Below are 12,034 nucleotides of genomic sequence, written 5' to 3' on the forward strand. Positions count from 1 at the left end.
CCTCAGCGGACGGCTCCGAGGGCTGCCGCCCCCGGCCCCCGTGGTCGTTGTTCGTCTGCGGCGCAGCTCTGGCTGGTCGCGCAGTTCCCCGCGCCCCTTTCGGGGCACGTACACCAGCCCGTCCGGCGTTTGAGGACGAGCCCCTCAGCGCGATACGGGGCCCGGGGCGGAGCCCCGGAAGCCGTCCGCTGAGGAGGTCGGGAAGGGGCGGGGAGGGGGAGATCAAAGCTTGCTCTTCTCCCACCCCCGCCGCTCCGCCCGTGCCCCCAACTGCCCTTCCTCGCGGGAGCGGTACACCACGTACGGGCGGAACAGGTACTGCACCGGCGCGCTGAACATGTGGATGAGGCGGGTGAAGGGGATCAGGGCGAGCAGGAGCAGGCCGACCACCGCGTGGATCTGGTAGGTCAGCGGGACGCCGGTCATGCGGTCGATGTCCGGCTGGAGCGTGAACAGGCTGCGCACCCACGGCGCGATCGTCCGCCGGTAGTCGTAGCCCTCGCTGACCGTGGAGTTGGCGAGCTTCGCCCACATGCCGAGGACGATCGCCGCGAGCAGCACCAGGTACATCACCTTGTCGTTGGCGGTGGTCGCCCGGAACACGGGGGCGTTGGTGCGGCGCCGGTACAGCAGCAGCAGGATGCCGAGCACCGCCAGCGCCCCGGCCGCGGTGCCGCCGTACAGGGAGATCAGGTGGTACGTGTGCTCGTCGAGGCCGATGTCGTCCGTCCACCGCTCCGGCACGAACAGGCCCACGAGGTGGCCGACGAGGACGAAGAGGATGCCGTAGTGGAACACCGGCGAGGCCACGTTGAGCAGCTTCGACTCGTACACCTGCGAGGAGCGGGTGGTCCAGCCGAACTTGTCGTAGCGGAACCGCCAGACCGTCCCCGCGACGAGCAGCACGACCGCGAGGTACGGCAGCACACCCCACAGCAGCGTCTTCATCGGGGTCCTCCGGCGGGTGCGAACGGTTCCAGGCCGACCTCCTCGCGCGGCGGGCCCGAGCGGGCGAGTGCCCGTGCCTCCGCGCGGTCCTTCGGGGACGGCCCGGGCAGCGTGCCGCAGACCGCGTCGAGGACCGTCGCGTACGGGGTGCCGTGCTCGGTGAGGGCGAGGCGGAGGAGTTCGAGGCCCGCCCGGTGTTCCTGGAGGAGGACCGGGCCGGCGTGCGCGGAGAACTCCAGGACCGCGGGCAGGAAGTCCGGCAGCTCCTCACCGGTGAAGTGCAGGCCGTGCGCCCGGTACGTCTCCTTGAAGCCGACGAGCGTCATGCCGCGCCGCCGCGTGTCCCCGTCCCGCCACCAGCTCAGGTACAGGGAGTGCCGGTTCTTGAAGTCGAAGACCTGGACGTAGTGCGCGGCGAGCTCACCCTCGGGCGTGGTTTCCGCGTATGTGAGGAACGCGTCCAGGGCGGGCGGGGACGCGGCGCGCAGCAACGGCAGGCGGGCGTGGAACTCCTCGTCGGGGTAGGCGAGGCAGAGCGCGGCCGCCTGGTGGAGGACGGCGTGCTCGGTGCGGACCTGGCTCACTGCTGCTCCCGTACGTCGTCGGGCTCTTCGTCGGAGGTCTGGCGTCTGCGGGCGGCGTGGAAGTTCTCGATCGTGACGAGCGGCAGCCGCTCGTGACCCGGGCCCGAGTCCTGGCCGAAGGGCCCGTCGCCGCCCATGCCGGGCCCGTCCGCGTGATCGAGGGAGCAGGTGTCGGGCACCGCGGACTCCTCCAGGCGGCGGGCGTCGCCGACGGCCGCGGTCGGGATGACGTACCGGTCCTCGTACTTGGCGACGGCGAGCAGGCGGTACATCTCCTCGATCTCCGGCCCGTCCATGCCGACCGACTCCGCCACCGACGGGTCGGGCCGCTCGCCCAGGTTGATCGCCCGCATGTGGGCGCGCATCGCCGCCAGCTTGTTCAGGGACGAGCGGACCGGTCCCACGTCGCCCGCCGTGAAGATCTCCGCGAGGTACTCGAGGGGGATGCGCAGCGTGTCGATCGCGCCGAACAGGTTGCCCGCGTCCTCCCCGTCGTGCCCGGTCTCGGTGAGCGCGTCGACGACGGGGGAGAGCGGCGGGATGTACCAGACCATCGGCATCGTCCGGTACTCCGGATGCAGCGGAAGCGCCACCTTGTACTTGCTGATCAGCGCGTGCACGGGCGAGCGGCGCGCCGCCTCCACCCAGTCGTACGGGATGCCCGCCTCCTCGGCGGCGCGCCGCACCTCCGGGTCCTCCGGGTCGAGGAAGACGCCCAACTGGGCCTCGTACAGCGCCTGTTCGTCCTTGGTCGAGGCGGCCCGCGTGACCTGGTCGGCGTCGTACAGGATCACCCCCAGGTAGCGGAGCCGGCCCACGCAGGTCTCCGAGCAGACCGTCGGCAGGCCCACCTCGACGCGCGGATAGCAGAACGTGCACTTCTCCGCCTTGCCGGTGGCGTGGTTGAAGTACACCTTCTTGTACGGGCAGCCCGTCACGCACTTGCGCCAGCCGCGGCAGCCGTCCTGGTCGACGAGGACGATGCCGTCCTCCGCCCGCTTGTACATCGCCCCGGACGGGCACGACGAGACGCAGGACGGGTTGAGGCAGTGCTCGCAGATCCGCGGCAGGTAGAACATGAAGGTCTGCTCGAACGCGAACTTCACCTTGTCAGCGGCCTGTTGGCGGACCTTCGCGACCATCGGGTCCAGGTCGCCGTACTCGGGCGCGCCGCCCAGGTTGTCGTCCCAGTTCGACGACCACTCGACCTTCATCGGTTTGCCGTCGATCAGCGAACGCGGCTCGGCCACCGGATAGTCGTCGCCGAGCGGGGCCTCGGTGAGGTTCTTGTAGTCGTACGTCCAGGGCTCGTAGTAGTCCTTGATCTCCGGGAGCTTCGGGTTGGAGAAGATGGTCAGCAGGGACTTGACGCGGCCGCCGTTCTTCAGCTTCAGGGCGCCGCGCCGGTTGAGCTCCCAGCCGCCCTTCCACTTCTCCTGGTCCTCGTAGCGGCGCGGATAGCCCTGTCCGGGGCGGGTCTCGACGTTGTTGAACCAGACGTACTCGACGCCGTTGCGGTTGGTCCACGCCTGTTTGCAGGTGACCGAGCAGGTGTGGCAGCCGATGCACTTGTCGAGGTTCATGACCATGGCCACCTGTGCCATCACGCGCATGCCTAGTACTCCACGTCTTGCTTGCGGCGGCGGATGACCGTCACCTCGTCGCGCTGGTTGCCCGTAGGGCCCAAGTAGTTGAAGGCCCAGGAGAGTTGGGCGTACCCGCCGATCAGATGCGAGGGCTTCATCAGGACCCGGGTCAGGGAGTTGTGGATGCCGCCGCGTTTGCCGGTGGTCTCGGCGCGCGGCACATTGACGGTGCGCTCCTGGGCGTGGTGCATGTAGACGGTGCCCTCGGGCATGCGGTGCGAGACGATCGCGCGGGCCACGACCACGCCGTTGCGGTTGACCGCCTCGATCCAGTCGTTGTCCTCGACGCCGATCGCCGCCGCGTCCTGCGGCGACATCCAGATGCACTGCCCCCCGCGGGACAGCGACAGCATGAACAGGTTGTCCTGGTACTCGGAGTGGATCGACCACTTGTTGTGCGGGGTGAGATAGCGGACCGTCACCTGCTTCTGCCCGTCCGGGCCCAACTCCGGCTCCCCGAACAGGCGGTTCATGTCGAGCGGCGGCCGGTACACGGGCAGCGTCTCGCCGATCTCGTGCATCCAGTCGTGGTCCAGGAAGAAGTGCTGCCGCCCGGTCAGCGTGTGCCACGGCTTCAGATGCTCGGTGTTGAGCGTGAACGCCGTGTACCGCCGCCCGCCCGACTCGCTGCCCGACCACTCCGGCGACGTGATCACCGGTACGGGCGCGGCCTGCGTGTCCGCGTACGTGATGCGCTTGCCCTCCGCCTCCGCCGCCAGGTGGGCCATCTCCTGCCCGGTGCGCTGCTCCAGGGTGTGGAAGCCCTGTGTGGCGAGGCGGCCGTTGGTGGTGCCGGACAGGGCGAGGATCGTGTTGCAGGCCTTGACCGCGGTGTCCAGGAGCGGCCGCCCGTCCGCGGGCCCGCCGCGCACCCGCCCGTTGCGCTCCCCGAGATCCTGCACCTCCCGGTCGGGGCGGAGCGCGATGCCCTTCGCGGGCAGGCCGAGCTCCTCGGCGAGCGGGCCGAGCGCCGCGAACTTGTCGCCGACCGCCGTGTAGTCCCGCTCCACCACGGTCAGGTTCGGCATCGTCTTCCCGGGCACCGGTTCGCACTCGCCGCGCCTCCAGTCCCGTACGACACCGCCCGGCTGGGCCGTCTCGCCCGGGGTGTCGTGCTGCAGGGCCGTGGCGACCAGGTCGCGGCGCACACCGAGGTGCGGGGCAGCCAACTCGCTGAATCTGCGGGCAAGTTGGAGGAACGTGTCGAAGTCGGTGCGCGCCTGCCACGGCGGGTCGACGGCCGGGGTGAAGGAGTGCACGTACGGGTGCATGTCCGTCGACGACAGGTCGTGCTTCTCGTACCAGGTGGCCGCGGGCAGGACGACATCGCTGAGCAGTGTGGACGAGGTCTGCCGGAAGTCCAGGGAAAGCAGCAGGTCGAGCTTCCCCTCGGGGGCCTCGTCGCGCCACGTCACGTCCCGCGGCCGCTCGTCGGGGCCCGCCTCCTCGGCACGCAGCGAGGAGTGCGTGCCGAGCAGATGCTTCGTGAAGTACTCGGCGCCCTTCGCGGACGAGCCCAGGAGGTTGGCCCGCCACAGCGTCAGCACACGCGGCCAGTTCTCCGGCGCGTCCGGGTCCTCGCACGCGAACTTCAGTCTGCCGTCCCGGAGTTGGGCCACCGTCTCGGCGACACCCTGCTCGCCGAGCTCCAGGGGGTTGCGGTCGAACGTCGGGTACGACGGCATCCAGCCGAGCCGCGCCGACTGGGCCAGGCAGTCCGCGCCCGTCATGCCCGCGAACCGGCCCTCGCCGAGCGGGGATGCGAGCACGTCCGCCGCGAAGCGGTCGTAGCGCCACTGGTCGGTGTTCAGGAACCAGTACGCGGCGCCGATCATCTGCCGCGGCGGCCGCGACCAGTCGCCCGCGCCCGCGAGCGTCGCCCAGCCCGTCGCCGGACGGCACTTCTCCTGCCCCACGTAGTGCGCCCAGCCGCCGCCGTTGCGGCCCTGGCAGCCGGTGAGCGTGAGCAGCGCGAGAAAACCCCGGTAGATCGTCTCCGAGTGGAACCAGTGGTTGGTGCCCGCGCCCATCAGGATCATGCAACGCCCGCGCGACTGCTCCGCGGTCCGCGCGAACTCCCGGGCGATCCGCACCGCCTTCGCCGCCGGCACCGACGTGTGCGCCTCCTGCCAGCCCGGCGTGCCCGGCGTCGACGCGTCCTCGTACGAAGCGGGCCACTCGCCCGGAAGCCCGGCCCGCCCCACCCCGTACTGGGCGAGCAGCAGGTCGAAGACCGTCGTGACCAGCGGCCCGCCCCGGCCGCCGAGCCGCGTCGCCGGCACGCCGCGCGCGAGGACCTCGCCGCGGCCCTGCCCGTGCGCGCCGCCGTCGGTGTCGAAACGCGGAAGCAGCACCTCGACGCCCGCCGCGAACTCCTCCCCGTACAGGGACAGTTGCGGCTCGACCGACCCCAGCTGGAGATTCCACTTGCCCTTGCCGGACTCGGTCCAGCGGAAACCGAGCGAACCGTTGGGCACGGCCGGCTGCCCGGTGGCGCGGTCCAGGACGACGGTCTTCCACTCGGCGCCCTCCCCGTCGTCGCCCAGGTCGGAGGCGCGCAGGAACTTGTCCGGGACGTAGGAGCCGTTCCTTTCCTTGAGGGTCACCAGGAACGGCAGGTCGGTGAACTTCCGCACGTAGTCGTCGAAGAACTCCGTCTTCCGCTCGACGAAGAACTCCTTCAGGATCACGTGCCCCATCGCGATCGCGAGGGCGCCGTCCGTGCCCGGATGCGGGTGCAGCCACTCGTCGGCGAACTTCGCGTTGTCCGCGTAGTCCGGCGCGACCACCACGACCTTCTGGCCCCGATAGCGTGCCTCCGCCATCCAGTGCGCGTCCGGAGTCCTGGTCACCGGCACGTTGGAGCCCCACATCATCAGATACGCGGCGTCCCACCAGTCCCCGGACTCCGGCACGTCGGTCTGGTCGCCGAACACCTGCGGCGACGCCACCGGCAGATCCGCGTACCAGTCGTAGAACGACAGCATCGGCGCACCGATCAGCGAGTGGAACCGGGCGCCCGCCGCGTGCGACACCATCGACATCGCCGGGATCGGCGAGAACCCGGCGATCCGGTCCGGCCCGTGCCGCGCGATCGTGTGCACATGCGCCGCCGCGACGACCTCCAGCGCCTCGTCCCACGTCGCCCGCACCAACCCGCCCTTGCCGCGCGCCACTTGGTACGTCCTGCGCCGCTCCGGGTCGTCCTGGATCGCCGCCCACGCCAGCACCGGGTCCTTGTGCTCCCGCTTCGCCTCCCGGTACAGGTCCAGCAGCACACCCCGCACGTACGGGTAGCGCACCCGGGTCGGCGAGTACGTGTACCAGGAGAACGCCGCCCCGCGCGGACAGCCCCGCGGCTCGTACTCGGGGCGGTCGGGGCCGACGCTCGGATAGTCCGTCTGCTGCGTCTCCCACGTGATGATGCCGTCCTTGACGTACACCTTCCAACGGCAGGAACCCGTGCAGTTCACCCCGTGCGTCGAGTTCACGACCTTGTCGTGGCTCCACCGGTCCCGGTAGAACGCGTCGGCCTGCCGCCCGCCGACCTTCTCGATGCTGTGCAGATCGGCCGCGGCCTCGCCCCGCCGGAAGAACCTCCCGGCACGCAACAACGCGGCCCCCGGTTCCGTCACATGCTCGGTCACCGTCGAGCTCCCTCGTCGCGTGCGGTCGTCTCGCCTTCGGCGAACGTAAGCGGGACGGAGGCAGGTGACATCTCTGCGGGGGCCGTCTGTGTCTTCCCCACCCCGCCCCTTCCCGAAAGCCTCCGGCGGTCCGTCCTTCGTCTGCGGCTTTCGTCGTGGCCGATCGCGCAGTTCCCCGCGCCCCTGCCGGGGCGCTTACCTCACACGTAATCGACCTCCCCACCCCCCTCCCGGCAGGGTGTTCGTGCAGGCAGTCGTCGGTGTGATCGGGAGAGGGTGGTGGAGATGTCGACTTATCTGCTCAGTGGGGTTGCTCGGACTGCGGAGGCGCGGGTGGGGCTGCGGCGGTTTCTCGGGGCCGATGCCGTCGTGACCGGGGTCAACGGGCTGGTGTACGCGGTCGCTTCCGGGCCCGTCGGGCGGCTGCTCGGGGTGGAATCCGGGCTGCTGTGGGGGCTCGGCGTGGGGCTCGTCGTGTTCGCTGTCGGGGTCGGGGCGCTCGCCGCGCGGGCCGAGCCGCCGCGGTTCGGGGTGCAGCTCGTGGTCGAGGTGAACGCGGCCTGGGCGGTGCTCAGCGTGCTCGGCCTCGTCCTGTGGTTCGCGCCGACCGGGGTCGGGGCCGTGTGGATCGCGCTGCAGGCGGCCGTCGTCGGGGCGTTCGCGGGGGCGCAGTACCTGTCGCTCAGGGCATGAGCTCACGCAGGTGCTTGACCGTCGCCGGGTCGGCCGGGAGCAGCGTCTCCACGGCCAGCTCGGCGACGGTCACGTCCATCGGGGTGTTGAACGTCGCGATGGACGACACGAACGACAGCAGCCGGCCCCGGTGTTCGAGCCGCAGCGGCAGCGCGAAGTACGGCAGCGGCGGCTCGTCCGGGTCCGGCCGCTCGCCCGGGTCGGCCACCGGGTACGCGGCGACCTCGTCGTACAGCTCGCGGAGCGCGGGGGAGCGGTGCAGGGCGATCTGGCGTTGCATCTGGTGCAGCAGATGGCCGCGCCACTCGCCGAGGTTGCGGATCTTCCGGGCCAGGCCGTCCGGGTGCAGGGTCAGGCGCATCGCGTTGAGCGGCGGCGCGAGCAGATGTTCCGGCACGTCCTCGATGAGCAGCGCGACGCCCCGGTTGGCGGCCACCACCCGGTACGTGGCGTCGACGACGAGGGCCGGGTACGGCTCGTACCCCTGGAGCAGCTGGTCGAGGCCGGCGCGCAGCGCGTCCAGGGACGGGTCGTCGAGCGGGGTCTCCGGGAAGCGCGGCGCGTACCCGGCGGCCAGGAGCAGTGCGTTCCGTTCGCGTACGGGGACGTCCAGGTGCTCGGCGAGGCGGAGCAGGAACTCCTCGCTGGGCCGGGACCGGCCGGTCTCCACGAAGCTGATGTGCCGGGCGGAGGATTCCGCGCGCAGCGCGAGGTCCAGTTGGCTGATGCGGCGCTGCTCCCGCCAGCCGCGCAGGAGCGGCCCGACTCCCTTGCCCGGTACGGCAGTTGGCGTGCGCCGGTCGCTGGTCATGACAGGACGGTATCCGATGACGGGCCGGTGACCGATCCGGTCCGGGCGGGCTGTGGCAGGCTGGCGGCGGGAGCCCCTCCCGCCTCTGTACGTCATACGCAGACCCTCGTGAGGAGCACGGTCATGGCGCTGGCACCGCTGTCGCAGCAGGAGATCGACGACCGGCTCGCGGAACTGCCCGGCTGGGCGGTACGCGAGGACAAGCTGACCCGCTCGTACCGGCTGGGCTCGCACTTCGCGGCCGCCGCGCTCGTCGTGCACATCGCGCAGGTGCAGGACGAGCTCGACCACCACTCGGACCTGACCCTCGGCTACAACTCCGTCGACCTGTCCGTGAACACGCACAGCGTCGGCGGCGCCGTCACCGAGAAGGACTTCGGCCTCGCGAGCCGCGTCGAGCAGCTGGCCAAGACGCACGGCGTGAGGGACTAGGGCGCACCGGCGAGTCAGCCCTTCTCGGCCGAGTTGAGGCGGGCCGCCTGCCGGGTCAGGTGGTCGCGCTCGGCCAGGTTGTCGGCCTTGCGGGCGGCCTCCGCGTACAGCCGTGCCGCCGTCGTCCGGTCGCCGTCCCGCTCGTGCAGGTAGGCCGCGGCGGCCGTGTGCCGGGGCAGCGAGGCGTCGAGCCGCGCGAGTGCCGCGAGGCCGGCGCGCGGACCGTCGGCCTCGCCCACGGCGACGGCGCGGCCCAGGCGGGCCACGGGGCTGTCGGTGAGGCGGACCAGCTCGTCGTACCACTCCACGATCTGCACCCAGTCCGTCTCGTCGGCCTTCGGGGCGTCGGCGTGCAGCGCGGCGATCGCGGCCTGCGCCTGGAACTCGCCGAGCCGGTCCCGGGCGAGCGCCGCCTGCAGGATGCCGACGCCCTCCGCGATCAGACCGGTGTCCCAGCGGGAGCGGTCCTGCTCGGCGAGCGGCACGAGGCTCCCGTCGGCGGCGGTACGGGCGGGACGGCGGGCGTGGTGAAGCAGCATCAGGGCGAGCAGGCCCGAGACCTCGGGGTGGTCGACGGCGGCCGCGAGCCGCCGGGTGAGGCGGATGGCCTCGGCGGCCAGGTCGACGTCCCCGGAGTAGCCCTCGTTGAAGACCAGGTACAGGACCCGCAGCACGGTCGCGACATCGCCGGGCCGGTCCAGTCGGGCCGTGGACACCGTGCGCTTGGCGCGGCTGATGCGCTGCGCCATCGTCGCCTCGGGCACGAGGTACGCCCGGGCGATCTGCCGGGTGGTGAGCCCGCCGACGGCGCGCAGCGTGAGCGCGACCGCCGACGACGGGGTGAGCGACGGGTGCGCGCACAGGAAGTACAGCTGCAGCGTGTCGTCCCGCGACGGGGCCGGGCCGGGCGGCGGCTCCGCGTCGACGCGGTCCTCGCGCCGGCGGCGGGCCGAGTCCGCGCGGGCCGCGTCGAGGAACTTCCGCCAGGCCACCGTGACCAGCCAGCCCTTCGGGTCCCGCGGCGGCTCGCCCGGCCACACCCGGACCGCTTCGACGAGCGCGTCCTGCACGGCGTCCTCGGCCGCCGCGAAGTCGGCTCCGCGGCGGACGAGGACCGTGAGGACGGTCGGCGTGAGGCTCCGCAGCAGGGCCTCGTCCATCCCCTTCGCCGGCTCCGGCTCTCCGTTCACGGGGCCCGTCACTCCGTGGTCGTGGGCGACTCGTTGAGGAACGGGCGCAGCTCCAGCCACTCGTGGATCGGCCTGCCGCCCGCGCCGGGCGCCGCCGACAGCTCCGCGGCGAGTTCGAGGGCCCGCTCGTAGGTGTCGACGTCGATCACCATCCAGCCGGCGATGACGTCCTTGGTCTCGGCGAACGGCCCGTCGGTGACGGGCGGGCGGCCCTCCCCGTCGGACCGGACGAAGGTGCCCTCCGGGGAGAGCGCCTGGCTGTCGACGTACTCGCCGCTCTTCTCCAGGCGGGCCGCGAAGTCGTTCATGTACTGCACGTGGGCCGAGATCTCCTCGGGCGTCCACCGGTCCATCGGCACGTCGTTCACGGCCGCCGGGGCGCCGCGGTAGTGCTTGAGGAGCAGGTACTTCGCCATGGTGTTTCCTCCTCGCTGGTGCGACCCATTGTGGTCGCGTTCACCCCGGGGACGGAGCCGGTCACGGGTTCTCGACATCGCCGCCGGAAATTTTCTCCACGAGTTTTTTCCACGGTCGGGCCGGTGCCGCTGCCTTGCCGGAAGCGCAACGCCCTTGCTGGAACGGCAACAGCCTTGCCGGAACCGCAACAGGATTCGCCTCCGCCGCCCGGCGGGCGCACGCTGTCCCGGACATCGAGCGGAGAGGACGTAAGAGATGAGCGGTCACGGGCACGGACAGGGACACGGGCACGGACAGGGACACGGGCACGGACAGGGACACGGACACGGACGGGGACAGGGGCACGGACAGGGACAGGGACACGGGCACGGGCACGTGCACACCGACGTGGACTGGGAGGAGGTGAGCGGCCCCCTGGAGCGGCGGGCGGAGGCGTACGCGCCGCTGACCGAGCGGATCATCGAGCAGGTGCGGGCCGTGCAGCCCGAGCCGCGCCGGATCGTCGACGCGGGCAGCGGCCCCGGCGTGATCGCCTGCGCGCTCGCCGAGGCCTTCCCGAAGGCCGAGGTCGTCGCCGTGGACGGCACGCAGGCCCTGCTCGACCTGACCGCGCGGCGGGCCGGGCACGCCGGGGTCGGCGACCGGGTCCGCACGCACCGCGCCGAGCTGCCGGGCGGCCTGGCGGAGGTCGGCGAGGCGGACGTGATCTGGCTCGGCCTGGCCCTGCACCACCTCGGGGACCAGGGCGCCGCGCTCGCCGAGTTCGCCCGGCGGCTCGCGCCCGGCGGGGTCCTCGTGCTCCTGGAGGGCGGGCTTCCGGCGCGGTACCTGCCGCGCGACATCGGCATCGGCAGGCCCGGACTGCAGGCCCGCATCGACGCCGCCGACGCGGCCCGGTTCGACGCCATGCGCACCTCGCTGCCCGGCGCGAAGGCCGAGGTGGAGGACTGGGGCGCGCTGCTGACCGCCGCCGGGCTCACCCACGTCGAGACGCGCACGCATCTGCTCGACCTGCCCGCGCCCGTGTCCGACACGGTCCGCGCCCACGTCGCCGACGTCTTCGGACGGCAGGGCGGCGGCCCACGCGAGGACCTCGACCCGGACGACACGGCGACCGTCGCGCGACTCCTCGACCCGGACGACGCAGCGGGCATCGACCAGCGGCCCGACGTGTTCCTCCTCGCCACGCAGACCGTGCACGTGGGCCGAAGGGACACCTGACCGGAGGGGCATCAGGGGCCCGTACGGGGAAAGCCCGCCTGCCCGGAGCGCCCGGCGCGCGGCAGATCGCCTGCCTGGAGTTGCCGGGTGCGCGGCAGGCTGGCTGCCTGGGGTCGCCGGGTGCGGGGCAGCCGCCTGGTGGGGACGCCCGGTGCGCGGCAGGCTGGCTGCCTGGAGTCGCTCGGTGTGCGGCAGGCTGGCTGCCCGGAGTCGCTCGGCGTGCGGCAGACCGCCCGCCGGGAGTCGCCGGGTGCGGGGCAGCCGCCCGGTGGGAAGTCCGGTGCATGGCAGGCCGCCTGCCCGGAGTCGCTCGGTGTGCGGCAAGCCGCCCGCCAGAAGTTGCCGGGTACGGGAAAGCCGCCTGGTGCGGGAGTCCGGTGCGCGGCAGATCGCCTGCCTGGAGTCGCCCGGTGCGCGGCAGGCTGGCTGCCCGGGGTCGCCGGGT

At 72.1% G+C, this 12,034-nt stretch carries 10 protein-coding genes; 3 read left to right on the forward strand and 7 right to left on the reverse strand.

Features of this window, described 5'->3' with window-relative positions:
* Nucleotides 1-222: 222 nt before the first annotated feature.
* From narI to ACIDOF_RS29710, 4 genes are read right to left on the reverse strand one after another with little or no spacing between them, the layout of a single operon-like run.
* The gene (gene narI, locus ACIDOF_RS29695; RefSeq protein ID WP_409009230.1) at nt 223-948 is read right to left on the reverse strand and encodes a respiratory nitrate reductase subunit gamma; all 726 of its coding nucleotides are present in this window, start codon (nt 946-948) and stop codon (nt 223-225) included.
* Entirely contained in the window at nt 945-1,532 is a 588-nt protein-coding gene (gene narJ, locus ACIDOF_RS29700; protein WP_409009231.1) for a nitrate reductase molybdenum cofactor assembly chaperone, read from the reverse strand. Before narJ ends, narI begins: the two co-directional genes overlap by 4 nt.
* Nucleotides 1,529-3,145 carry a nitrate reductase subunit beta gene (gene narH, locus ACIDOF_RS29705; RefSeq protein WP_409009232.1) on the reverse strand — a complete coding sequence of 539 codons (1,617 nt, stop codon included), beginning with the start codon at nt 3,143-3,145 and terminating at the stop codon, nt 1,529-1,531. The genes narJ and narH overlap by 4 nt, the downstream gene beginning before the upstream one ends.
* A 2-nt stretch (nt 3,146-3,147) precedes the next feature.
* Complete coding sequence (locus ACIDOF_RS29710; RefSeq protein ID WP_409009233.1) at nt 3,148-6,825, reverse strand: nitrate reductase subunit alpha; 3,678 nt, start codon at nt 6,823-6,825, stop codon at nt 3,148-3,150.
* Nucleotides 6,826-7,194: 369 nt separating this feature from the next.
* On the opposite strand from ACIDOF_RS29710, the gene ACIDOF_RS29715 reads away from it, so the two are divergent.
* Nucleotides 7,195-7,518, forward strand: coding sequence for a hypothetical protein (locus ACIDOF_RS29715; RefSeq protein ID WP_409009234.1), 324 nt, complete (start codon nt 7,195-7,197; stop codon nt 7,516-7,518).
* On the opposite strand, the gene ACIDOF_RS29720 is transcribed toward ACIDOF_RS29715, so the two are convergent.
* Nucleotides 7,508-8,329: a helix-turn-helix domain-containing protein gene (locus ACIDOF_RS29720; protein WP_409009235.1), complete on the reverse strand. Its 822-nt coding sequence runs from the start codon at nt 8,327-8,329 to the stop codon at nt 7,508-7,510. The genes ACIDOF_RS29715 and ACIDOF_RS29720 overlap by 11 nt on opposite strands.
* 123 nt (nt 8,330-8,452) lie before the next feature.
* Between ACIDOF_RS29720 and ACIDOF_RS29725 the strand changes: the two genes are divergently transcribed.
* Nucleotides 8,453-8,761, forward strand: coding sequence for a 4a-hydroxytetrahydrobiopterin dehydratase (locus ACIDOF_RS29725; protein ID WP_409009236.1), 309 nt, complete (start codon nt 8,453-8,455; stop codon nt 8,759-8,761).
* Between the two features lie 14 nt (nt 8,762-8,775).
* Here ACIDOF_RS29725 and ACIDOF_RS29730 read toward each other — a convergent pair whose 3' ends face one another.
* Complete coding sequence (locus ACIDOF_RS29730; protein ID WP_409009245.1) at nt 8,776-9,921, reverse strand: RNA polymerase sigma factor; 1,146 nt, start codon at nt 9,919-9,921, stop codon at nt 8,776-8,778.
* 38 nt (nt 9,922-9,959) lie between these two features.
* The gene (locus tag ACIDOF_RS29735; protein ID WP_409009237.1) at nt 9,960-10,367 is read right to left on the reverse strand and encodes a YciI family protein; all 408 of its coding nucleotides are present in this window, start codon (nt 10,365-10,367) and stop codon (nt 9,960-9,962) included.
* A 376-nt stretch (nt 10,368-10,743) separates the two neighbouring features.
* Here ACIDOF_RS29735 and ACIDOF_RS29740 point away from each other — a divergent pair, with 376 nt between their 5' ends.
* Complete coding sequence (locus tag ACIDOF_RS29740) at nt 10,744-11,589, forward strand: class I SAM-dependent methyltransferase (RefSeq protein WP_409009238.1); 846 nt, start codon at nt 10,744-10,746, stop codon at nt 11,587-11,589.
* Nucleotides 11,590-12,034: the final 445 nt, after the last annotated feature.

The sequence above is a fragment of the Streptomyces sp. Da 82-17 genome (genome assembly GCF_046098215.1).
Lineage (GTDB): Bacteria > Actinomycetota > Actinomycetes > Streptomycetales > Streptomycetaceae > Streptomyces.

Coding starts and splice junctions, on each gene's coding strand:
- narI (WP_409009230.1), bottom strand. CDS start 948: ATGAAGACGCTGCTGTGGGGTGTGCTGCCGTACCTCGCGGTCGTGCTG.
- narH (WP_409009232.1), bottom strand. CDS start 3,145: ATGCGCGTGATGGCACAGGTGGCCATGGTCATGAACCTCGACAAGTGC.
- ACIDOF_RS29720 (WP_409009235.1), bottom strand. CDS start 8,329: ATGACCAGCGACCGGCGCACGCCAACTGCCGTACCGGGCAAGGGAGTC.
- ACIDOF_RS29725 (WP_409009236.1), top strand. CDS start 8,453: ATGGCGCTGGCACCGCTGTCGCAGCAGGAGATCGACGACCGGCTCGCG.
- ACIDOF_RS29730 (WP_409009245.1), bottom strand. CDS start 9,921: ATGGACGAGGCCCTGCTGCGGAGCCTCACGCCGACCGTCCTCACGGTC.
- ACIDOF_RS29735 (WP_409009237.1), bottom strand. CDS start 10,367: ATGGCGAAGTACCTGCTCCTCAAGCACTACCGCGGCGCCCCGGCGGCC.